This is a genomic window from Vibrio sp. TRT 2004 (genome assembly GCF_050113735.1).
Classification (GTDB): domain Bacteria; phylum Pseudomonadota; class Gammaproteobacteria; order Enterobacterales; family Vibrionaceae; genus Vibrio.
Genome location: NZ_JBNJOH010000008.1, coordinates 87,843 through 111,555, shown reverse-complemented (window position 1 = coordinate 111,555; position 23,713 = coordinate 87,843). Strand labels below are relative to the sequence as shown.

Below are 23,713 nucleotides of genomic sequence, written 5' to 3'. Positions count from 1 at the left end.
TGGTTGAAAGCACCGGTCTTGAAAACCGGCATACGTTAATAGCGTATCTAGGGTTCAAATCCCTATCTCTCCGCCACATTGAAAAGCCCGCTGCATACGCAGCGGGCTTTTTCGTTTTACCCAACAATAAAATCATTTCTCACTATCAGCAATACTGCTGATAGATACTTTCCGTTTCTCTATCGAGAGCCATTTGCTCAAGTACTTGCTTCATCGGGTAGGGTTTAGAGTCCGAATCACTATTTCTTTGTGACCAAGTTGGTTGGCCACTCGTCATAAGGGACTGGTCGGCTGTAGAGGAAACCTTGACCAAGTGAGCAACCTAGCTTGGTAATTAGGCGCTCTTGCTCATATGTTTCAATGCCTTCGGCTACTATGCTGACTCTCATTCCTCGAGTCATGTTAACGATCGCTGCAACAATCGACGTATCGAGATTTTGAGGATCTAGGCTACGAACAAAGGCACGGTCTATCTTAATGCAGTCAAACGGTAGTTTATGCAGATAAGCAAGGGAGCTGTATCCTGTTCCGAAGTCATCGATCGCAATTTTTACCCCTAGATCTCGGATAGCCTGCAAGTTTTGTATTGTTACTGGATCGTTGTCTACGATGCGTGATTCAGTAATCTCTAAGGTAAGGTTACTGGCTTTGAGGTTTGACTGTGCCAGTATTCTTTGTAGGACTTGGATAAACGTAGGTTGGGAAAGCTGATTAACTGAGAGGTTAACATGCATATTGAATGCCTCGTCCCACTTGCCCTCTTTGAGACCCTGAACAGTATCATTGCACGCTTGAGTTAGAATATGCTCTCCTATTGCACCCATTAACCCGCTTTCTTCCGCTAATGGAATAAAATCCATAGGTGGTAGTAAGCCTTGCGTAGGGGAGAGCCATCTTGCTAGGGCTTCTGCACCCACGACTTTGCCACTGTTCAAATCAATGAGTGGTTGATAGAAAGGTAAAAACTCTTTGTGCTCAATGGCATCTTTTATCTTTGCTAACATCATGGTTCTATTTCGAGAGATATCCGCCATTTCAGGACGGTAATAGCTGATGCTTGTCGCATCATGTTTTGCATTACTTAGCGCGATGCTCCCGTTTCTTAGCCACACCGTCATGTTGGCATCCGGTCCGTCTTCAACAACGCCGACTGAGATGCTGATTAGCACACTCTCTTGTTCAATCAGAAATGGCGATGCGAACATTGCAATGATTTGATCTGCAAGGATTTTAGAATTAGCGCAGGTTTGTCGATCGGGTATGTAGATAGCGAACTCATCACCACCGATTCTGGCTAGATAGTGTTGATTGGTGAAAAGGGATTTGAGTCGGCGAGATATAACACTGAGAATCTGATCGCCTAGACTATGGCCTAAACTGTCGTTGATATCTCTGAATTTATTGATTCCCACCAGTAACAAAATACCGTCCAACTTACCGAGAGAATCACACGTATCAATCAAGCCTTCTCGACTATAGAGGTTAGTTAACGAGTCATAAAGTAATTGAGTTCGTAATGCTCTGAATGAGGCTTTTAAGTTGTTGGCCATTTCGTTAAATGCGAACACCAGCATAGAGGTTTCATAGATATTGCCTGGCTGTGGCATATGGCTATCCCAGTCACCTTTCGCAAGACGTTTGGCTGCTGCTGCTGTTGATGTGATGGGTGTCATTATCTGGTTAAAGGCGAGCAAACCAACAACGATGCCGATAAAGCTCGCTATTAATCCAATAACCCAACTATTTCGCTGACTTTCTGGCAGTTTACCGAGCAGATGTGACTCGGAAATAGCGACACCGATATACCATTTCAAACCATGCTCATCAATGTAAGGGGTGAAATGGTTGAAATAGCGATCACCACTGATATCGATTGTAAAACGTTGAGTCTGGTTCAGTTGGTATAACCCTTGTGATGCCGAATACTCGGCATTGGCTTTGATTATTGGATTTGTACTTTCTGTTGCGAATAGTCGCTCTCCTTTTGGAGTTAAAGATGTACCCCAAGAGACGACATTACCATTTGTTGAGTGAGCAATGAGACGCTTCTTGTCATCGACAATATAGATCAGTGCGTTGGTGTGCTTTTGCTGTTCTTTTAGGAAGGTATTAAACGTGTCGATTTTGACATCAGTTACTACCACCCCTTGGAATTGATCGCCATAAAATACGGGGGTTAGAGCGGATAAGGTGATCTCTTGCCTTTCATCTGCATTGGCATAGATGGATGACCACATGGGCAGACGCGTTTTGGCTACGGGGGCATACCATGGTCGGACTCTTGGATCATAGTTATCGATCACCGAGCGAACATTTTCGTTAATGACTTCTCCACGATAAATGACCAACTTATATTGGGTACGATTATCCTGAACCATTAAGGTGTAGCTTTTATCGGGCTCTTTGCGGAAACCTACGTACTCAGCACTTTCTCCGCCGAAGCCGATAACATCGAGTTGAGGGAAGGTATTGTAGAGATCGCGAAAGGAGGTTAGCAAATACTGCTCAATATTAGATGTGTCTCCTGAACGATAAAGTTCATTGAACCCAATAGAGTGGCTGAGAGCAAGACTTGCCTGAAAGGGTTCATTGAGAAAACTATTAAGCTCAAGTCTGACGTTCTCAGTTAGAGCGGATAGTTGTTTACTGCTGATATCGACGACCATCTCTTCATAGCTGTTCTTCTGTACTGCTATGATCACTCCGATTGTAAAGATAAATATCAATACAAACGGCAGTACAACAGCTGTTCTGAGGGTGATCTTTGTAGTCACTTTCATCCGACCCCTTATGCACTGATCGTAATACAAGGCGAGTGACAGAGGGAAAAACGGTGATTACCATACAAATAATAGACTGCAATCTGTCCGTAGTAACCTTCATTATCTGAGTCGGTTGTTAAGCGACTTGATGTCAGTAAAGCTCTTTGAGCTTTCGGGTCAGGGTGTTTCGTCCCCAGCCTAAAACTTTCGCTGCGTCTTGTTTATGACCGTTAGTATGTTCTAACGCTGCTTCCAAAAGTATACGCTCAAATTCAGGAAGTGCGTAAGAAAGTAGCTCGGTATCTCCTTGAGCAAGCGAGTTTCTTGCCCAGCTTGCCAATTGTTGCTGCCATGAACCTGCTGAACTGACATTGTTGTGCCTTTTGTCCTCAAGCAATTCAGTGGGTAGATCTCCGGGTAGAATTTCTGAGCCACTCGCCATAACAGTTAACCAGCGACAGATGTTTTCTAACTGACGAACGTTACCTGGCCAATCCAACCGATTAAGCGTTTCTACCGTGCTGGGATGCAGTGTTTTGACATCAACACTGAGTTCTTCAGCCGCTAATGCTAGGAAGTGTAAAGTGAGTTTTTCTATATCCTGTTTGCGCTCTCTCAGTGCAGGGATATGAATTCGAATGACGTTGAGGCGATGAAACAAATCTTCGCGGAAATTGCCTTTTGAAACGAGTTTTTCAAGGTTCTGGTGTGTTGCTGCGACGATACGAACATCCACTTTGATGGGGGAGTGTCCACCAACGCGATAGAACTGACCATCCGCTAAGACTCGTAGTAGTCGTGTTTGAATATCGAGCGGCATATCACCGATCTCATCCAAAAATAGAGTTCCACCATTGGCTTGTTCAAAGCGTCCTTGGCGAACGCTGTTGGCTCCGGTAAAGGCGCCTTTTTCATGACCAAACAGCTCTGATTCAATCAAGTCTTTTGGTATCGCCGCCATATTAAGAGCAATAAAGGGTTTGCTGGCTCGAGGGCTATGGCGATGAAGCGCATGAGCGACCAGTTCTTTACCTGTACCTGATTCACCGTTGATGAGTACAGAGATCGAAGAACGAGACAGTCGACCAATTGCACGGAATACTTCCTGCATTGCTGGCGCTTCACCAATGATCTCTGGAGGCGTGTAACCTTCGCCAGCCAGTGATGCTTGCTCTTGTCTCTGCTCGTGGCTATGTGTGATAGCTCGCTCAACTAAAGTCAGAGTTTCATCAACATCGAAAGGCTTAGGGAGATATTCAAACGCCCCTTTTTGGTAGGCATTGACCGCTGCATCAAGATCTGAGTGGGCAGTCATGATAATGACAGGAAGTTCAGGTGAACATTCATGTACTTGTTTAAGTAGCTCAATCCCATCAATGCCTGGCATACGAATATCTGAAACGAGTACGTCAGGCGTTTCTCGTTCAAGTGCCATTAAAACGCTTTCAGCATCTGCAAAGGTTTCACACTTTATGTTGGCAGATGAGAGAGTCTTCTCCATCACCCAACGGATAGAGCTGTCATCATCAACAACCCAAACGTATCCTTTACTCATATTGATTTCCTTGCAGCAAGATTACTTTCCATTGTTTAAATGGGTAAATAAATCGTAAATGTGGTTCTTCCAGGCCAACTCTCAACGTCAATTTTGCCTTGGTGTTGGTCTATTAAATTTTGTGCTATCGACAGGCCTAACCCTGTCCCCCCTTCTCTTCCGCTGACCATAGGGTAGAAAAGAGTGTCTTGTAGGTCGGCAGGAATACCTGGACCGTTGTCTGTAATTTCGATTCGTGCCGCTAGCTTGCAGCGTTGACCGTGAATATTGGCCTGATGCACTGTTCTGGTGCGAATAATAATTTCGCCGTTTTGTTGCCCATTCAAAATTTGTCCAGCATTACTCACAATATTCAGCAGTGCCTGCTCAATCTGATCCGCATCCATAAGAATTTCCGGCAGGCTGGGGTCGTAGTCGCGTTCGATAGTGACACTCTGGTTGGCTTCGAGATCAACCAACTGACGGACTTTTTCAAGGATAAGGTGGAGGTTTTCTGGGCGCTTTTTCCCTGGTCTTTGTGGGCCCAGTAGTCGATCCACTAAGGCGCGTAAACGATCGGCCTGTTCGATAATGATTTGGGTATATTCAGCTAGGCTAGGATCTGGGAGAGTGCGTTCTAGTAGCTGAGCAGCACCACGTAAGCCACCGAGAGGGTTTTTAATCTCATGCGCAAGGCCTCTAACTAGTAGCTTTGCGGCTTGTTGCTGAGCATGTTGATTCAGCTCTTGGGACAAGCGACGTTGCTGGCCTATTTTCCTCATTTCAACCAGCAGCATTATTTTTTTATTCCAAGATATTGGGCTTACAGTCACTTCAAGCATCAATGGTTTGCCATCGACAACAAAGGTAACATCGCTGTCAGTAATGCTTTGTCCACTTTGTAGTGGTTGTGACAGCAGTGCAAGATCCAGTGAGGCATGCTGGATTAAATGTGATAGTGGATGATTGACTATTCGCTTAGCACTTTGAGAAAACAGTTGTTCAGCCGCTGGATTGGCGTACTTCACCTGAAGTGACTCATTCATAATTAGAATCGCGGTCACTTGGTGGTTTAAAATAATGTTATTGAGTTCGCTGTCCACTGCTCTCTCCCTCATCCTTGAACTTGAATAGTGCAGCGCACCAAATTGGTGCGAAAGAAAATTCAAGTATGGCGCATTCACTGTAAGAACTGAAGCTAAAACCTATTGCATACAGGTACTTTAGTGTCGATTTTGTTCAGTTATTCATCATGGCTACTGCTAATGCACGGTTTCTAGAGTTGTTAATGCAATAAGCTTGCCGTCTATAAGATGTTGAATTACAAAAGAGTTGAAGGTGTAAGTAATGTCTGATTCTCGACACCGGAAAATAAAAAGGCTCGCCTAAAAGACGAGCCTTAATAATGTTCATTGCAACCGTGTGTTGCGCACTAATGTCGATTATACAGAGTAGTACAGTTCGAACTCTAGTGGGTGAACAGCTGTGTTCACACGTTCAACATCAGCAGTTTTTAGTGCAATGTAAGAGTCGATAAAGTCATCAGAGAATACACCACCCGCAGTCAAGAACTCACGGTCTTCGTCAAGACACTCAAGTGCTTGTTTTAGTGACTCTGCAACCTTTGGAATCTCTGCAGCTTCTTCAGCTGGTAGATCGTAAAGGTCTTTATCCATTGCTTCACCTGGGTGAATCTTGTTCTTAATACCATCAAGACCAGCCATCAGCATTGCCGCAAATGCTAGGTATGGGTTTGCTGCTGGATCTGGGAAGCGAACTTCGATACGACGCGCTTTAGGGCTTGGTACCACTGGGATACGGATAGAAGCGCTGCGGTTACGAGCAGAGTAAGCTAGCATAACGGGAGCTTCGTAGTGAGGAACCAAACGCTTGTACGAGTTAGTCGATGGGTTTGTTAGAGCATTTAGCGCGCGAGCGTGCTTGATGATACCACCGATGTAGTAGATAGCCATTTCAGATAGGCCGCCGTACTTGTCGCCAGCGAATAGGTTAACGCCGTCTTTCGCTAGAGATTGGTGAACGTGCATACCAGAACCGTTATCACCTACAAGTGGCTTAGGCATGAATGTCGCTGTTTTGCCGAATGCGTGTGCAACGTTGTGTACAACGTACTTGTAGATTTGGATTTCGTCCGCTTTCGTTGTTAGCGTGTTAAAGCGAGTAGCGATTTCGTTCTGACCAGCCGTTGCAACTTCATGGTGGTGAGCTTCTACAACTAGGCCCATCTCTTCCATGATTAGACACATTGCTGAACGGATGTCTTGTGAAGAGTCAACAGGAGCAACTGGGAAGTAACCACCTTTAACGCCTGGACGGTGACCTTTGTTACCACCTTCGATGTCTGAACCAGTATTCCAAGCTGCTTCAACATCGTCGATTTTGAAGAAAGAGCCAGACATATCTGTTGAGAATTTTACATCATCAAATAGGAAGAACTCAGGCTCTGGACCAACGAGTACAGTATCAGCGATACCAGTAGAACGCATGTAGTCTTCTGCGCGTTTCGCGATAGAGCGTGGGTCGCGGTCATAACCTTGCATCGTTGCAGGTTCAAGGATGTCACAACGGATGTTTAGCGTTGCATCTTCTGTGAACGGGTCAAGAACCGCTGATGATGCGTCAGGCATCATTACCATGTCTGATTCGTTGATGCCTTTCCAGCCAGCAACAGAAGAACCATCGAACATCTTACCTTCTTCGAAGAAGTCTGCGTCGATTTGGTGAGCAGGGATTGAAATATGTTGCTCTTTACCCTTTGTATCTGTAAAGCGTAGGTCAACAAACTTAACTTCGTTTTCTTGGATCAGCGATAGAACGTTTTCTACTGACATCTTGGATAACCTCCAGTGTTATTAAAGCGGTTTAGCTCGATTCGTTTGAAATCCAGCATTGATTAATTTCTTTTCAATCGTATTAATCGATGCCGATTTAATTAAAGCCAAAACCGTGCCAAAAAAATTATTCCATTAATTTCAATGGTTTGGCTTGTTGATGTTTAACTTGGTGCAATAATTTGCACCAAAATGATCTGTTGTTGCACTATTTTGGTGCTCTTTGGGTTTGTTGCACCAATAACAAACAAAATCGTGTTCCATTCAGCCCAGTTTTCCCTTCGATGTCAATCAGGATTTGGTGTTACGTTTGGTGATTTAGTGGTGGCTAGAAAAATATCTGTTGAAATGCAGCGAATCAGATCACATATTTCTGGGTTTTTCGCTAGAATCTGGTACATTATGGCCGTTTTTTTAATCAAGTAAGTGCGCTATCCAAAACTGAGTTTTTGCTAGCGGGCTTCTTCTATCGAGCGAATCAAATCCATGGCTACTCCACAGATTGATAAATTAAGAAATATCGCGATCATCGCGCACGTTGACCACGGTAAAACAACACTGGTTGATAAACTACTACAGCAATCAGGTACTTTAGAGTCTCGCGGTGAAGCTGAAGAGCGAGTCATGGACTCGAACGACATCGAAAAAGAGCGTGGTATTACCATTCTTGCTAAGAACACAGCGATTAACTGGAATGACTACCGTATCAACATCGTAGACACTCCGGGACACGCGGACTTCGGTGGTGAAGTAGAACGTATTATGTCGATGGTAGACTCAGTGCTACTTATCGTTGACGCAGTTGACGGCCCAATGCCTCAAACGCGTTTCGTAACACAAAAAGCATTTGCTCACGGTCTTAAGCCTATCGTTGTTATCAACAAGATTGACCGTCCTGGCGCTCGTCCTGATTGGGTTATGGACCAAGTGTTCGACCTATTCGACAACCTAGGTGCTACTGATGATCAGCTAGACTTTAAAGTGGTTTACGCATCAGCACTTAACGGTTGGGCAGCTCTAGAAGAGGGTGAAACTGGCGAGAACATGGAACCACTATTCCAAACTATCGTTGAAGAAGTAGCGGCACCAGAAGTTGACCTTGAAGGTCCACTACAGATGCAAGTTTCTCAGCTAGACTACAGCTCTTACGTTGGTGTTATCGGTGTTGCACGTGTAACACGTGGTAGCGTTAAACCTAACCAACAAGTAACGGTTATTGGTGCAGACGGTAAAACTCGTAACGGTAAAGTCGGTACAGTAATGGGCTACCTAGGCCTTGAGCGTCACGAAGTTGAGCAAGCTCATGCGGGCGATATCATCGCAATCACAGGTCTTGGCGAGCTGAAAATCTCTGACACTATCTGTGCTCAAAACCAAGTTGAAGCACTGCCGGCACTGTCTGTTGATGAACCAACAGTAACAATGACGTTCCAAGTAAACACGTCTCCGTTTGCAGGTAAAGAAGGTAAGTTCGTTACTTCACGTAACATTCTTGAGCGCCTAGAAAAAGAACTTGTCCACAACGTTGCACTGCGTGTTGAACAAACAGACGATCCAGACAAATTCCGCGTATCAGGTCGTGGTGAGCTTCACCTATCTATCCTGATCGAAAACATGCGTCGTGAAGGTTTCGAGCTAGCAGTATCTCGTCCAGAAGTTATCATTAAAGAAGAAAACGGTCAGCTAATGGAACCGTTTGAAACGGTAACTATCGACGTGATGGAAGAGCATCAGGGCGGTATCATGGAAAACATCGGCCTACGTAAAGGTGAGCTGAAAGACATGTCTCCTGATGGTAAAGGTCGTATCCGTATGGATTTCGTTATGCCATCTCGTGGTCTAATTGGTTTCCAAACAGAATTTATGACTCTAACTTCAGGTTCTGGTCTTCTTTACCATACGTTTGATCACTACGGCCCACACAAAGGCGGTAATATCGGTCAACGTATCAACGGTGTGTTGATTGCTAACGCAGCGGGTAAAGCGCTAACTAACGCACTATTTAACCTTCAAGAGCGTGGTCGCTTATTCATTGGTCACGGTGTAGAAGTGTACGAAGGCATGGTTATCGGTATTCACAGCCGTGATAACGATCTGACGGTAAACGCACTGAAAGGTAAGCAGCTAACTAACGTTCGTGCATCTGGTACGGATGACGCACAGGTGCTTACTCCGCCAATCATCATGACACTAGAGCAAGCTCTAGAATTTATCGATGACGATGAACTAGTAGAAGTCACTCCTGAAAGCATCCGTGTACGTAAGAAATTCCTAACGGAAAGCGATCGTAAGCGTGCTTCTCGTGCAGCTAAGTAATCTGTAACGGATTAAATTGAATAAGCCCTGAGCGATGCTCGGGGCTTTTTTTTATCCGTTATTTTTGGCTTAGTTTCTGTAGGAACTTATCTGATTCAGCAATGGCTGCGTTCATTTGTTTAATTGCGTATTGAATATCTTGCTCTAAGCTTGTGAACTCACCTTGCAGTGCGCCAATGGCACTCGCGTTGAGGTTATGTTTTAAGTAGAGAGTGTTGTCACGCAGTGTATTAAGCACTGGTGTCATCTTATCTTCAGCTCGTTTCATCGCCGACAGCATTGTGTTGTATGAGCGTTGAGTCTCTTTTAATTTTTGCTCACTGGCGCGACGGAGCTTGCTGCTAGTGTAGAGTTCGAGCTCGCTTTGCCACTCTGCAAATAAGGCATCAGAAACATCTTCAATGGCCGCAATTCTATCACTCACTTCTTGTGCCGCTTTCTCGCTATCTTGATACTTGTCATTGATTTGGTTGTACACCGTTTCCAGTTCACCACCATCAAAGTGAGTTAAAGCCGAGAGAGCTTCCAAAGCACTGGTAAATTCTTGTTGGGCATCTTGTTGTGATTCTTTTGCATCTTCGACACGATCCACCATGATGTCGCGTTTGTGGTAGCCTACTTGTTCCATTGCAGAGTAATAGGCTGATTGACATCCTGTTAAGGTAAAAATCGACAATACAATCGCCAGTAAGTACGGCATGATGGGTTCCTTTCCTTTAGAATTAGAACGTTAGGATGACTGAGTTAGTTGGGAGATACAAGTTGAAAATCGAGCCATTGATTAAGCAAGCGGTGTTGTTTGTACGCTATCTGCTGACCCGTATGGGACATGATAGAGTCAATGTGAATGCGGGATATCTTGCTTACATTACCTTGTTATCTATCGTACCAATGTTGACCGTATTGCTTTCTGTTCTTTCGTCTTTTGCGATATTTGAAAATGCCGGTGACGCGATGCAAGACTTTGTTATTACCCACTTTGTGCCTGCGGCTGGAGATGCAGTAAAGGGGGCGTTGCTGGAGTTTGTCGCCAACACTGGCAAGATGAGTGCAGTGGGTGGTGTTTTTCTTTTTGTTGCCGCGTTGATGTTGATTTCAAATATCGATAAGAACCTTAACTACATTTGGCGAGTTAAACAAAAGCGCCGCGCTGTATTTTCATTTTCGATGTATTGGATGGTTTTGACTCTTGGTCCAATTCTGGTTGGTGCCAGTATAGCCGCGACGTCTTATGTTACGTCTTTGAAAATTATCGAAAGTGAAGCCATCTCAGGGATTTATGATCTACTGCTGCGTTGGTTGCCGTTTCTGTTATCTTTCTTCGCGTTTGTTGGTTTGTACCTTTTGGTACCGAATAAAAAAGTTCGCATTTCCCATGCTATGGTGGGGGCAATTGTCGCGGCACTGCTGTTTGAAGCAAGTAAAAAAGGCTTCGCGGCCTATATCACTCAGTTTCCCTCGTACCAGCTGATCTATGGGGCGTTAGCGGCTATTCCTATTCTGTTTGTTTGGGTGTATCTGTGCTGGCTTATTGTACTCGTTGGTGCCGAAGTGACCGCTGCTCTGGGAGAAAGAGAGCAGTGGAGCGAGCCCAAAGAAGTGGTACACTCAACAAAAATTCAAGTTAAACCGTCAGAAGGAAAGCACAGTGATAGCCCTGATCCAAAGAGTGAGTGAAGCAGCCGTACGCGTAAATGGTGAAGTGGTTGGAGAGATAGACAAAGGTCTACTTGTGCTGCTAGGGGTAGAAAAAGACGATGATGAAGCAAAGGCGAAGCGACTAATGGAGCGTGTGACGACTTATCGTGTTTTTGGTGATGATGAAGACAAAATGAACCTCAACGTCCAACAAGTTGAAGGTAAAGTTTTGGTGGTCTCTCAGTTCACTCTTCCGGCTGACACAAAAAAGGGCACTCGAGCGGGATTTTCTAGAGGTGCTCATCCTACGGAAGCTGAGCGCTTATATGAGTACTTTGCTGATCGCTGCGCAGAGGTTCTTCCTACGGAACGCGGACGTTTTGCTTCTGATATGAAGGTGTCTTTGGTCAATGACGGCCCAGTCACCTTCTGGTTACAAGTATAATTATAAGAAATAGTGGGGAGACACTATCTGTCTCCATAAAAAAGGATTTTTATGTTTAAGCTGATCACGCCAAAAACAGAGAACCAACTCAATAAGTATTATCACTTTCGTTGGCAGATGCTAAGAGAGCCTTGGCGCATGCCGATTGGCTCAGAGCGTGATGAATACGATCCTATGAGTCATCACCGCATGATAGTTAATGGACGTGGCTTACCTATGGCGATTGGCCGTCTTTACATAACCCCAGATAGCGAAGGTCAGATTCGCTATATGGCGGTAAAAGGTAATCGACGCAGTAAGGGGATGGGTTCATTAGTCCTCGTTGCTCTAGAGTCGTTAGCACGCCAGGAAGGTGCCAAACGACTGGTTTGTAATGCCCGAGAAGATGCCATTTCGTTTTATGAGAAGAATGGATTTGAACGACGTGGTGAGTTGACCGATGAGCGTGGACCTGTTCGTCACCAACAAATGGTGAAGCAACTCGATCCGATGGCTAATGTATTGCGTAAGCCAGAATGGTGTACAGAGTTGCAAGAGCGCTGGGAGAATCAGATTCCTATTAGTGACAAAATGGGTATCAAAATCAACCAATACACGGGCTATCAGTTTGAGTGTAGTGCGCAGCTAAATCCGAACTTAAACCCTCACAATACGATGTTTGCTGGTTCGGCTTTTACTCTCGCCACCTTAACGGGCTGGGGTCTCACCTGGTTGCTAATGAAAGAGCGGAACCTCACTGGGGATATTGTATTGGCTGACAGCCAAATTCGTTATCGTCATCCAGTCACGCAGAACCCCGTTGCATCTACGTCCCTTGATGGCATTAGTGGTGACTTAGACCGACTGGCTTCTGGTCGCAAAGCACGTATTGTGATTCACGTGACCATCTACAGTGGAGACAAAGCTGCGGTGGACTTTGTGGGTACCTACATGCTGCTACCGAACTACAAAGCTGTGCTGGGCCCTGCTTCCAAATCAAAATCATGACTATCGATGGCCTTCGGCAGCGGAGGCTCCTTGTCGCTACAGGTTTGTTTAATCACATTCGCTTTACCTAGAACATCAGACCAAAGCTCTTGGCATTTCTGTTCAGCTTTTAGTAACAAAGTAGCAAATTCAGGTTTGGTGAGATCGACTTCACCCGCTATTTGAGCGTTGTCATTTCCTCCCGCAATCACTATGCGTCCTCTGTCAGCGCGAAGCGTGATCTCGCTGAGCTCTAATGTTTGTTGGTAGTTTTTTTCACCATCAAGGCTGACCGCATCTAGCTGAGTGTGATGTAGTTGAGTGAGAATATGCCCCGATAGGCTATGAGATAGCATCGAGTAGTCACCAGATAACCCTTTAAGTTCGACTTCTGCTTCTGCCAATCCTGATAGCGAGAACGGCATTCGTTGCTGCAGAAGATAGTGGTCTAATGGAAGTCCATCGGCATGTACCGAGAGTGACCAAGGAGCGCTAACAGAGCCTCTGTCCCAAATCCCTGACGCTTCGATATAGCCTTGCTCTAAAGGAATAAACGCACGCTCAAGGGTGACTAGATTGTTTTCTGCGTGCGCTTTCACGTGTGCCTGAGTGGCGATCAGTTTGTCGATGCTTGCCGCGTTAGCGCTGATGTCTAAGTCTCCTGACAGCAGTCCTGCTTTGTTTTCGTCGATTAATGTTAGTTGCGAACCGGTCACGTTTAGCCCAGAAACTTGCCAGTATGGGCGTTGTTCTACCTGAATAAATTGGCTGTTCTCAACCTTCAGGGTTTCGATGGTTAACTTATTGAGGTTGACCACCATTTCAGTAAAGGCTGGGATGGCCAGTTCGGTTTGCTCCAGCCACTTTATACCTACGATCTTGAGTTGCTTCAAAGATACTTGTTTAGGGCTGATCGTCCCCTGTAACTGAACTCTGCCTTGTTGAAAATCTGCGTCAAACTCTTCAATCGTGACTTGTTGTGGTGCAAATGCCAATCTCGTTCTAGGGGAGAAGAGTTGTACTTGTTGATTACTGATACTTTCGGCATCAAAAGAGACATATCCACTTTGATGCTGCCACAGTGAATCATTGAGTGAGAGGTTTTCTAGCGACGCGTCAAGCTGTTCGAAGCGCCAGTGCCCATAGTTAAATGAACTACTGAGTATATCGAGGCTATTAATGTGATTGATCGGCAAGCTAAGGTTATTTAAGGTCGTGACCAGTTGCTCAACTTGCTCGCTTTCTGGCAAAGAGAGTTTGTCGATGGTGACATTAACTAACGACCAACCTTGGGAATACTGCTCTGCTTGCCCAGAAAAAACAGCGCCCCGCCAGTTAAATGAGCCACCAAAAATCGTACTATCTTCTTCCTGATAACGCATATCGATCAGCAAGTTATTCAGCGCCTCGCCTTGCATATAGAGCTGTTCAGCCGAAAGTTGGATATCACCGTAAGGTAAGGATTGGCTGTTGGTAACCCAACGAGGCTGTTCGATTTGCAGATTGACGCCGCGAGCTGACCATCTTGGTGCGCTAATGTCGACATGTTTCAACGCGAGCTGGTGGACGTAGACATCGCCAATGAGTTCTGCATGCATTGCCTCAAGATTAATTGTGGCACCTTCTATTAGGATCGAGTCGAAGGAAAGTTTGTTCTGTTGCCACGGTATTTGGCTAAGCCAAAGCGTCACTGCTGGCAGCATGATGACACGTTGAGAAGATTGAATTTCAACATCACTGAGTTTGAGTTGAAAGGGGGCCGTATATTGCACGCCAGAAGTGGTTATTGAGTAGGGAGTAAGCTTGCTGATTAGTAAGTTGACCGCTTTAGGAGCGTATTGTGATTGCATCACGATATAAAGCGTCAAAATAGACAGAGTGGCAATACTGACAAGCAGGATACTCAGCAGCAACAGTGCTTTTTTCACGATGAATCACTTCCCTTAATGATTAGTGATACTAGCTTGGAACAAATTTTGGTTTCAGGCAACAAAAAGCCCCTCAAATGAGGGGCTTAGATAGACAAATAGTAAATAGGTCACTAATCGAGCTGAGGACCAGCGGCGACAAGAGCCTTACCTTCATCATTATCAGTGTACTTATCAAAGTTATTGATAAAGCGAGTAGCCAGATCTTTTGCTTTGCTTTCCCATTGCAGTGGATCTGTGTAGGTATCACGAGGATCTAGGATGCCAGGGTCAACATCGTGAAGCGCTGTTGGTACTTCAAGGTTGAAGATTGGGATGTGCTTCGTCTCAGCGTGTTCAATTGAACCGTCTAGAATCGCGTCAATGATGCCACGAGTATCCTGAATCGAAATACGTTTGCCAGTACCGTTCCAGCCAGTGTTCACTAGGTAAGCTTCAGCGCCTGCCGCTTCCATACGTTTCACGAGAACTTCTGCATATTTGGTTGGGTGTAGCGTTAGGAATGCTGCACCGAAACAAGCAGAGAATGTTGGTGTTGGTTCAGTGATGCCTCGCTCTGTACCTGCTAGCTTAGCGGTAAAGCCTGATAGGAAGTGGTACTTAGTCTGCTCTGGAGTCAGTTTTGATACCGGAGGAAGAACACCAAACGCATCCGCAGATAGGAAGATAACTTTGTTTGCGTGGCCGCCTTTTGAAACTGGCTTAACGATGTTTTCGATATGTTCAATTGGGTAAGAAACGCGAGTGTTTTCAGTTTTTGAACCGTCATCAAAGTCGATTGAGCCATCCGAGCGCACTGTTACGTTTTCTAGAAGAGCGTCACGACGGATTGCATTGTAGATATCTGGCTCTGCTTCTTTAGATAGCTTGATGGTTTTTGCGTAACAACCGCCTTCAAAGTTGAAGACACCATCGTCATCCCATCCGTGTTCGTCATCACCGATCAGTGCACGCTTCGGATCGGTGGATAGGGTTGTTTTACCTGTGCCAGATAGACCAAAGAAGATCGCAACATCACCGTCTTTGCCCATGTTGGCGCTACAGTGCATCGACGCAATGTCTTGTAGCGGAAGGAAGTAGTTCATCATCGCAAACATGCCTTTCTTCATCTCGCCGCCGTACCAAGTACCGCCGATAAGCTGCATGCGCTCTGTGAGGTTGAATACTGTGAAGTTTTCAGAGTTGAGGCCGTGTTCTTGCCACTTCTGGTTGGTACATTTTGCACCGTTCATGACAACGAAGTCTGGCTCAAAAGTTGCGAGCTCTTCTTCGCTTGGACGAATGAACATGTTTTTCACAAAGTGCGCTTGCCACGCCACTTCTGTAATAACGCGAATACTTAAACGTGTGTCTGGGTTAGCACCACAGTAACCATCGATAACGAATACTCGTTTACCAGAAAGCTGGCTAGTCACAAGCTCTTTTAAATCATTCCAAACAGCCTGGTCGATTGGTTTGTTATCATTTTTTACTGAATCTGAAGTCCACCACATATGTTCTTCAGTGGTCGAATCTTTGACGATGTATTTATCTTTTGGTGAGCGGCCGGTAAAAATACCAGTATCAACAGCGACTGCACCTAATTCGGTGACTACGCCTTTTTCATAGCCTTCCAGATCAGCGCGAGTTTCTTCTTCGAACAACACTTCATAGCTAGGGTTACGAATAACCTCCTTTACGTTTTGAAGCCCGTGTTTGGTAAGATCAATTGTTGCAGCCTTTGTATGTTCCATAACGGTCATAGGTGCTCCTTATCGGAATATTTGTAGGGATTTTGTAATAATTTTTTAATTTTTGTCTGCTCACCATGCTAGCAATGGGCCTCAGATAAAACAGGGATATAGCTCAAAAAATATCCGTAATCTTATTGGGGTTTTAAGCGACACATCACATATTGGTAGAGCTAGTTTATCGTGTGCGCAAAGCTTTGCGCTAGAGCAAAGTCATTATTAATTGTCTAAAATTAATAGGTTAATTTATTACGGCGAAGGCTAGGTATAGCGAGGTTTTGATCACAAAAAGGCCAGCGAGTGCTGGCCTTTTGAAGGGTAAATTACAGACTTGATAAGTCGTAAGAATTAATGCAGCGTTTTGTTACCAGAATTTGCTTGATTAAACAGCTCTGATACTTCTGCTTCGTCGAACGAATAGTTCGTGCCGCAGTAATCACAATGTAAAGAAATTGAACCAATCTCTGCCAAAATGTCATTTATTTCCGTACGCTCAATAGTAAGAATTGCTGCGCCGCTACGTTCACGAGAACAACCACAGAAGAACTCAACTGGCTGAGGTTCGAACACGCGGACTTTCTCTTGGTTGTAGAGACGGTATAGAAGCTCATTTGCTTCTAAGCGAAATAGCTCTTCATCTTTAACTGTGTTGGTGAGTTGCTCTAGGTGCTCGAAATCATCCGGCGTACCAGTACCATCTGGCATAACTTGGATTAGCATACCTGCCGCATGCGCCTTGCCTTCATATTCACCAGTACGTAGCCATAGGCGAGTTTTTAGCTGCTCAGAGTTGGCAAAGTACGTTTCTAGAATCTCAGATAAGTTTTCGCCTTCAAGACCAACAATACCTTGGTAGCGCTCACCTTTCTTAGGATCAATAGTGATCACTAAGTGACCTTTACCCATCAGGTCATGAATCGTTGCATCGTCAGCGATGTCGCCTTCAAAACGTGCAACACCACGAATCTTCTGATCGTGATCGCCATTGATGACGGCAAGCGACACAGGACCGTCACCCTGAAGTTGCATTGTAATTGAGCCTTCAAACTTCAGAGTTGCTGTCAAAAGTGTTGTTGAAACCAATAGCTCGCCTAGCAACTTCTGAATGGGTGCTGGGTATTCCTTGCTAGAAATAATACGTTGGTAAGCTTCATCCAATTGTACCAACTCGCCACGAACAGAAAGGTCTTCAAATAAGTAGCGGTTTAAAACATTGCTTGCCATGTGGCGTTTCCTCGTAAATCTGGTTGAGCTTATTGGTGCTTAAATTTAATGATGTCGCGGCGCTGTTTTTTATCTGGACGACGCTCTGGGCTTGGATTGTGAGCATGAAGTCTGCGACGTGTCGCGTTTTCTTCGCGCTTACTAATACTCTCAGCGGTCTCGGAATAGAGCAGTTGAGCTTCGGGAGCTCCACGGCGTTGATCTGAGATTTGCTCAATAACCACGGTTTTCTCTTCTTGGCCCTGCCTTAAAGTGATGATCGCCCCGAGTTCAACAGCTTTGCTAGGTTTACTGCGTTGCCCATTATAATGGACTTTGCCACCATCGACCATATTTCGAGCGATGGAGCGAGTTTTATAAAAGCGCGCAGCCCATAGCCATTTGTCGAGCCTTACCGCTTCGGTTTGGGAACCCATGGTGATTTTTACCCTCTAAGGTGAATATTATTGATGCCCTGTTACATGCACTAACAATGGTGACGAGTGTAGGTTTTTTCAAGCAAGATCATAAAAATTGGCATAGTCTGTCGTGACAATATAAGAGTTTGTTATGTTTGGATGTTGCTTGTTTTGATACAATTCAACGCTATTTATCTGATAAATTACGGTAAATTCACCTAACCCAGCAAAGAAGGAACTTGAGTGAAGCACAACAGCATGAATACGCTAATGAAGTTAGGTGAGACATTTAAGCAACAGCAAGTACAGCAAAGAGTAAGCTTTGCGGTCATGTTCATATTGCTAGCAGTCACAGCATGGATAGCAGGACAAATGATTTGGCAACCATGGAGCATACCGAGCGTATCCAAATGGCAGCCTTCTAACGTGGCGAGACAAGAAACGACCAGTTCGTCACAAATAGACCTATCTAGCCTGCAAAATAGCCATCTATTTGGCCAATATCAGAGCAATGCGCCAGTGATTGAGCAACCCAAGGTTCAAGCTGCACCTAAGAGTCGTCTTAATTTGGTATTGGTTGGTGTTGTAACCAGTTCTGTTCCAGAGAAGAGCTTGGCGGTTATCGCGAATAAAGGTACGCAAGCAACCTACGGTTTGAATGAAATGATTGAAGGGACGCGAGCAAAACTGATTCAGGTGCAGCAAGACCGTGTGATTATTGATAATTCAGGTCGAAACGAAACCATCATGCTTGAGGGATTGAAGTTCACTAAGCCAGCCCCTCAGGTAATAGAAAGCAGTAGCAAACAAATAGTATCGAATGCATCTCAAGATACCTTGGATCAGATACGCGAAGAGATTCGTAACGACGCAAAAGTACTCTTTGAATACGTACGAATGTCGCAAGTAAAGCGAGATGAAGAGGTGGTCGGGTATCGATTGTCCCCAGGTAAAGATAAAGCTCTCTTTGAAACTATTGGATTACAAGCAGGTGATATTGCTACGGCGATCAACGGACTTGATTTAAAAGACTCAGCGTCAATGGGTGAAGTTTGGCAAAACTTGTCGCAGGTGAATGAAGTGACTTTGACTGTTGAACGCGATGGCCAGTTATTTGAGATATACATTGAATTATAAGATGGACGTCGTGACGTCCTCTCGAGGAGTGAAGAGTGAACCATTGGCTTAAAAAAAGCGCATGGCTTTTAGCGGGAAGCTTACTAGTATCACCAACAATGTCGGTAGCTGATGATTTTAGTGCCAGCTTTAAAGGCACAGACATCAGTGAGTTTATCAATATAGTTGGACGTAACTTAGAGAAGACGATCATCGTCGATCCTTCTGTGCGCGGTAAGATTGATGTACGTAGTTACGATATGTTGACCGAAGAGCAATATTACAGCTTTTTCCTCAATGTACTCGAAGTCTACGGTTTTGCTGTTGTTGAAATGGACAATGGCATTCTGAAAGTGATTAAAGCAAAAGATGCGAAAACGTCAGCCGTCCCTGTTGTAGGAGATGGCCATATCAATGGTGATGAGGTTGTTACTCGTGTTGTTGCTGTGCGAAACGTGTCGGTGCGTGAGCTTTCGCCGTTGTTGCGTCAATTGAACGACAATGCGGGTGCGGGTAACGTTGTTCACTACGATCCAGCGAACATTATCTTAATTACTGGACGCGCAGCGGTTGTGAATCGCTTGGCAGACATCATTAAGCGTGTAGACCAAGCGGGTGACAAAGAGATCGAGGTGGTAGAGCTATCGAACGCGTCTGCGGCAGAAATGGTGCGAATCGTTGAAGCTTTGAATAAAACGACGGAAGCCAAAAATACTCCAGCATTTTTGCAGCCAAATTTCGTCGCTGATGACCGCACTAACTCGATTTTAATTTCCGGTGATCCCCAAGTTCGTCAACGTCTGAGAAAGCTTATCCAACAGCTAGATGTTGAAATGGCATCCAAAGGTAACAACCGCGTCGTTTATCTTAAGTATGCCAAAGCGGAAGATTTAGTCGATGTCCTAAAAGGTGTGTCTGATAACTTACAAGCGGAGAAGTCGACGGGCACTAAAGGGAGCGGTACTCAGCGTGGTGAGGTGATGATCGCCGCTCACCCAGAGACGAATGCTCTGGTCCTTACTGCTCCGCCAGATATTATGATTGCTATCCAAGATGTCATTGCCCAGCTTGATATCCGTCGCGCACAAGTACTGATTGAAGCCTTGATCGTAGAAATGGCCGAAGGAGATGGGGTCAATCTAGGAGTACAGTGGGGTTCCCTAGAGAGCGGTGCGGTAATTCAATACGGAAATACGGGTGTACCGATTGGGCAAGTGATGGTCGGACTCGAAGAGGCTAAAGATACTACGACAACTGAGAGTTACTGGAACTCGACGACGAACAAGTGGGAGTCTCGCCAGTCGACTGAAAAAGGTAGCTACAGCACATTAGCTTCTGCCCTGTCTGGCGTTAACGGGGCTGCGTTGAGTGTTGTTATGGGCGATTGGACCGCTCTAATTAGCGCGGTTTCAACGGACTCAAACTCTAATATTCTATCTTCACCAAGTATTACCGTTATGGACAATGGTGAGGCGTCTTTCATCGTTGGTGAAGAAGTACCTGTTATTACGGGGTCGACTGCGGGCTCTAACAATGACAATCCGTTCCAAACGGTCGATCGTAAAGAAGTGGGTATCAAACTGAAAGTGGTGCCTCAGATTAATGAAGGTAATTCAGTCCAGCTCAATATCGAACAAGAAGTGTCCAATGTACTTGGGGCTAATGGTGCTGTCGACGTACGTTTTGCTAAGCGTCAGCTAAACACTTCTGTGATGGTTGAAGACGGTTCAATGATCGTATTAGGTGGCCTGATCGATGAGCGAGCGCTAGAAAGTGAATCCAAAGTGCCGCTATTGGGTGATATTCCGTATTTGGGGCATCTGTTTAAGTCAACCAGCACACAGGTTGAGAAGAAAAACCTCATGGTGTTTATCAAGCCAACCATTATTCGTGATGGTGTGACTGCGGATGGCATTACTCAACGTAAATACAATTTCATTCGTGCAGAACAGCTTTACAAGGCTGATCAAGGCCTAAAACTAATGAGCAATGACAATATCCCTGTGCTCCCTAAATTTGGTGAAGAAATCCGACACCCAGCTGAAATACAAGCGTTTTTAGACCAAATGGATAAACAGTAATGGACGTACAAGTCACGCCATACTCAAAGCGTCTACCATTTAGTTTTGCCAATCGGTTCAAGCTAGTGCTTGAACCGACTGAAGCGGGAATGGTGCTCTATTACGTTGAACCTATTTCAGTCCAAGCTTTGTTAGAAGTGAAGCGTTTTTGTGCCCAGACTTTTTCATTGCAGTCGATCAGTATCGAGGTGTTTGAAAGCAAACTAACGGAAGCCTATCAACGAGATTCTTCTGAAGCTCGTCAGCTAATGGAAGATATTGGCGCTGATAGTGATGACTTTTTCTCCTTGGCTGAAGATTTGCCACAAGATGAAGACTTGCTTGAGTCTGAAGATGATGCGCCGATTATCAAGTTGATTAATGCCATGCTAGGTGAAGCGATCAAGGAAGGTGCTTCAGATATCCACATCGAGACATTTGAAAAGAGTCTTTCTATCCGTTTTCGTGTTGACGGTGTGCTCCGCGAGGTACTTTCACCTAGTCGTAAACTAGCGCCGTTGCTAGTCTCACGCGTAAAAGTGATGGCTAGACTTGATATTGCTGAGAAGCGAGTACCACAAGACGGCCGCATTTCTCTGAGAATCGGTGGTCGAGCGGTTGATGTGCGTGTTTCAACGATGCCTTCTTCGCATGGTGAGCGAGTGGTTATGCGTCTACTCGACAAAAATGCCACACGGTTAGACTTGCATAGCTTAGGGATGACCCCGTCAAATCATGATGCATTTCGCGGCATGATTCAGCGACCACACGGTATTTTATTGGTTACTGGTCCGACTGGTTCGGGTAAATCAACAACCTTGTATGCAGGGTTGACGGAGATTAACAGCAACGAGCGAAACATTCTTACCGTCGAAGATCCGATTGAGTTTGATATTGATGGTATCGGTCAGACTCAAGTCAATCCAAAGGTTGATATGACGTTCGCCCGAGGCTTGCGTGCGATTCTTCGTCAGGACCCTGACGTGGTGATGGTGGGTGAAATCCGTGACCTTGAGACCGCGCAGATTGCAGTTCAAGCGTCTTTGACTGGTCACTTAGTGATGTCGACGCTCCATACCAATACGGCAATTGGTGCCATTACTCGTTTGAGAGACATGGGCATTGAGCCATTTTTAATCTCCTCTTCACTTCTTGGGGTTCTTGCACAACGTTTGGTTAGAACCTTATGCCCTAGCTGTAAGGAACCATATCAACCCGATGCCGAAACAAAAAAATTGTTTGCTATCGAGCCTGAAGCAGAGCTGACCTTATATCGAGCTTGTGGCTGTGAAGCGTGTAACTTTAAAGGTTATCGTGGGCGTACTGGTATTTATGAGCTTTTGGTCGTGGATGAAAATGTCCAGGCACTCATTCACAGTGAAGCGGGTGAGCAAGAGATAGAGAAGCATATCCGTCAGCATACTCCAAGTATTCGGAGTGATGGTTTGAGTAAAGTCCGTCAAGGCATTACGTCACTTGAGGAAGTAGTGCGAGTGACTAAGGAAAGCTAATGGCGGCATTTGAATATAAGGCTCTCGACGCTAAAGGCAAAACCAAAAAAGGCGTGATTGAAGGCGACAATGGTCGGCAGGTTCGAGCTCGGCTTAAAGAACAGGGTTTGATTCCAGTCGAAGTGAGTGAAACTCGCCAGCAAGCGAAAAAGAAGAGCGAACAGCCGTCTTTATTTCAGTTTAAGCGAGGTTTAAGTACACCTGATCTCGCTCTAGTGACCCGTCAACTGGCGACACTTGTTCAGTCCGGTATGCCATTAGAAGAGTGTTTAAAAGCCGTTTCCGAACAGTCAGAAAAACCTCGTATTCGCACCATGTTGTTGGCAGTGCGTTCCAAAGTGACAGAAGGTTATACCTTAGCGGACAGTTTGGCGGATTATTCTCATGTATTTGATGATCTGTTTCGCTCAATGGTTTCTGCTGGAGAAAAGTCAGGTCATTTGGATTCGGTTTTAGAACGATTGGCAGATTATGCGGAAAATCGTCAGAAGATGCGCTCCAAATTACAGCAGGCATTGATATACCCTGTGGTGCTGGTGGTGTTTGCGATCGGTATCGTCGCTTTCCTACTCGCAGCAGTCGTACCGAAAATCGTTGGTCAATTTGTACAGATGGGTCAGGAGTTACCTCAATCTACCCAGTTTTTGCTCGCTTCAAGTGAGTTTATTCAGAGCTGGGGGCTACAACTTCTTGTGGCCGTTATTGTGATGACTTATCTGTTTAAATACGCTTTGAGCAAGCCGAATGTACGTCTCAAATGGGACCGAAAAATTATCGCGATGCCACTGGTTGGGAAAATTGCTCGTGGGCTGAATACTTCTCGGTTTGCTCGTACATTATCGATATGTACCTCGAGCGCAATCCCTATCTTAGAAGGTATGCGGGTCGCGGTGGATGTTATGTCGAACCATTACGTCAAACAGCAGGTCTTAATTGCTACGGATAATGTTCGTGAAGGTTCAAGTTTGCGTCGAGCTTTGGAGCAGACCAAACTCTTCCCTCCAATGATGCTCCACATGATAGCCAGTGGTGAACAAAGTGGTGAATTAGAGGCGATGCTGACACGTGCTGCGGATAACCAAGATGCAAATTTTGAATCAACGGTGAATATTGCGTTAGGGATCTTTACTCCAGCACTGATCGCTCTTATGGCTGGGTTGGTTTTATTTATCGTTATGGCGACGTTAATGCCAATTTTAGAAATGAATAATTTAATGAGTTCATAATAGCTTT

Annotated in this window: 17 protein-coding genes; 8 read left to right on the top strand and 9 right to left on the bottom strand. The window is 45.1% G+C overall.

Annotated elements, in window-relative coordinates; translation table 11 throughout:
* Window positions 1-239: 239 nt before the first annotated feature.
* The 4 genes from ACQEXR_RS05660 to glnA all read right to left on the bottom strand — a co-directional run bounded on the left by ACQEXR_RS05660 (window position 240) and on the right by glnA (window position 7,148).
* Window positions 240-2,780 (bottom strand): EAL domain-containing protein, encoded by a 2,541-nt coding sequence (locus ACQEXR_RS05660; protein WP_427019918.1) that lies wholly within the window; start codon window positions 2,778-2,780, stop codon window positions 240-242.
* A 133-nt stretch (window positions 2,781-2,913) separates the two neighbouring features.
* Entirely contained in the window at window positions 2,914-4,317 is a 1,404-nt protein-coding gene (gene glnG / locus ACQEXR_RS05655) for a nitrogen regulation protein NR(I) (RefSeq protein ID WP_331427712.1), read from the bottom strand.
* Window positions 4,318-4,352: 35 nt separating this feature from the next.
* Complete coding sequence (glnL, locus tag ACQEXR_RS05650; protein WP_427019917.1) at window positions 4,353-5,414, bottom strand: nitrogen regulation protein NR(II); 1,062 nt, start codon at window positions 5,412-5,414, stop codon at window positions 4,353-4,355.
* A gap of 324 nt (window positions 5,415-5,738) precedes the next feature.
* The gene (gene glnA, locus ACQEXR_RS05645; protein WP_331416653.1) at window positions 5,739-7,148 is read right to left on the bottom strand and encodes a glutamate--ammonia ligase; all 1,410 of its coding nucleotides are present in this window, start codon (window positions 7,146-7,148) and stop codon (window positions 5,739-5,741) included.
* 486 nt (window positions 7,149-7,634) lie between these two features.
* Here glnA and typA point away from each other — a divergent pair, with 486 nt between their 5' ends.
* The gene (gene typA / locus ACQEXR_RS05640) at window positions 7,635-9,464 is read left to right on the top strand and encodes a translational GTPase TypA (protein ID WP_269376950.1); all 1,830 of its coding nucleotides are present in this window, start codon (window positions 7,635-7,637) and stop codon (window positions 9,462-9,464) included.
* 58 nt (window positions 9,465-9,522) lie between these two features.
* Here typA and ACQEXR_RS05635 read toward each other — a convergent pair whose 3' ends face one another.
* The gene (locus tag ACQEXR_RS05635; RefSeq protein ID WP_331427710.1) at window positions 9,523-10,164 is read right to left on the bottom strand and encodes a DUF2959 domain-containing protein; all 642 of its coding nucleotides are present in this window, start codon (window positions 10,162-10,164) and stop codon (window positions 9,523-9,525) included.
* Between the two features lie 62 nt (window positions 10,165-10,226).
* On the opposite strand from ACQEXR_RS05635, the gene ACQEXR_RS05630 reads away from it, so the two are divergent.
* Genes ACQEXR_RS05630 through ACQEXR_RS05620 form a run of 3 tightly spaced genes read left to right on the top strand, consistent with a single transcriptional unit; the run spans window position 10,227 to window position 12,534 of the window.
* Window positions 10,227-11,141, top strand: coding sequence for a virulence factor BrkB family protein (locus ACQEXR_RS05630; RefSeq protein ID WP_138972898.1), 915 nt, complete (start codon window positions 10,227-10,229; stop codon window positions 11,139-11,141).
* Entirely contained in the window at window positions 11,113-11,547 is a 435-nt protein-coding gene (gene dtd, locus ACQEXR_RS05625; protein WP_427019916.1) for a D-aminoacyl-tRNA deacylase, read from the top strand. Before ACQEXR_RS05630 ends, dtd begins: the two co-directional genes overlap by 29 nt.
* A 51-nt stretch (window positions 11,548-11,598) precedes the next feature.
* On the top strand, window positions 11,599-12,534 hold the full coding sequence (locus tag ACQEXR_RS05620; RefSeq protein WP_426953016.1) for a YiiD C-terminal domain-containing protein: 936 nt from the start codon (window positions 11,599-11,601) through the stop codon (window positions 12,532-12,534).
* On the opposite strand, the gene ACQEXR_RS05615 is transcribed toward ACQEXR_RS05620, so the two are convergent.
* From ACQEXR_RS05615 to hslR, 4 genes are all read right to left on the bottom strand, one after another.
* Entirely contained in the window at window positions 12,492-14,441 is a 1,950-nt protein-coding gene (locus ACQEXR_RS05615) for an AsmA family protein (RefSeq protein WP_427019915.1), read from the bottom strand. The genes ACQEXR_RS05620 and ACQEXR_RS05615 overlap by 43 nt on opposite strands.
* Window positions 14,442-14,554: 113 nt before the next feature.
* On the bottom strand, window positions 14,555-16,183 hold the full coding sequence (pckA, locus tag ACQEXR_RS05610; protein ID WP_426953018.1) for a phosphoenolpyruvate carboxykinase (ATP): 1,629 nt from the start codon (window positions 16,181-16,183) through the stop codon (window positions 14,555-14,557).
* 336 nt (window positions 16,184-16,519) lie between these two features.
* A complete protein-coding gene (hslO, locus tag ACQEXR_RS05605) occupies window positions 16,520-17,395 on the bottom strand; it encodes an Hsp33 family molecular chaperone HslO (RefSeq protein ID WP_427019914.1) in 876 nt (291 codons plus the stop codon).
* A gap of 29 nt (window positions 17,396-17,424) precedes the next feature.
* Window positions 17,425-17,811: a ribosome-associated heat shock protein Hsp15 gene (gene hslR / locus ACQEXR_RS05600; protein ID WP_138972904.1), complete on the bottom strand. Its 387-nt coding sequence runs from the start codon at window positions 17,809-17,811 to the stop codon at window positions 17,425-17,427.
* A 225-nt stretch (window positions 17,812-18,036) separates the two neighbouring features.
* On the opposite strand from hslR, the gene gspC reads away from it, so the two are divergent.
* The 4 genes from gspC to gspF are packed head-to-tail and all read left to right on the top strand — an operon-like array spanning window position 18,037 to window position 23,706.
* Window positions 18,037-18,930 carry a type II secretion system protein GspC gene (gene gspC, locus ACQEXR_RS05595; RefSeq protein WP_426953020.1) on the top strand — a complete coding sequence of 298 codons (894 nt, stop codon included), beginning with the start codon at window positions 18,037-18,039 and terminating at the stop codon, window positions 18,928-18,930.
* A gap of 35 nt (window positions 18,931-18,965) precedes the next feature.
* Window positions 18,966-20,990, top strand: a complete 2,025-nt coding sequence (gene gspD / locus ACQEXR_RS05590) for a type II secretion system secretin GspD (RefSeq protein WP_426953021.1) — start codon at window positions 18,966-18,968, stop codon at window positions 20,988-20,990.
* Window positions 20,990-22,480, top strand: coding sequence for a type II secretion system ATPase GspE (gene gspE / locus ACQEXR_RS05585; RefSeq protein WP_426953022.1), 1,491 nt, complete (start codon window positions 20,990-20,992; stop codon window positions 22,478-22,480). Before gspD ends, gspE begins: the two co-directional genes overlap by 1 nt.
* Window positions 22,480-23,706 (top strand): type II secretion system inner membrane protein GspF, encoded by a 1,227-nt coding sequence (gspF, locus tag ACQEXR_RS05580; RefSeq protein WP_138972907.1) that lies wholly within the window; start codon window positions 22,480-22,482, stop codon window positions 23,704-23,706. Before gspE ends, gspF begins: the two co-directional genes overlap by 1 nt.
* The last annotated feature ends 7 nt before the right edge of the window (window positions 23,707-23,713 follow it).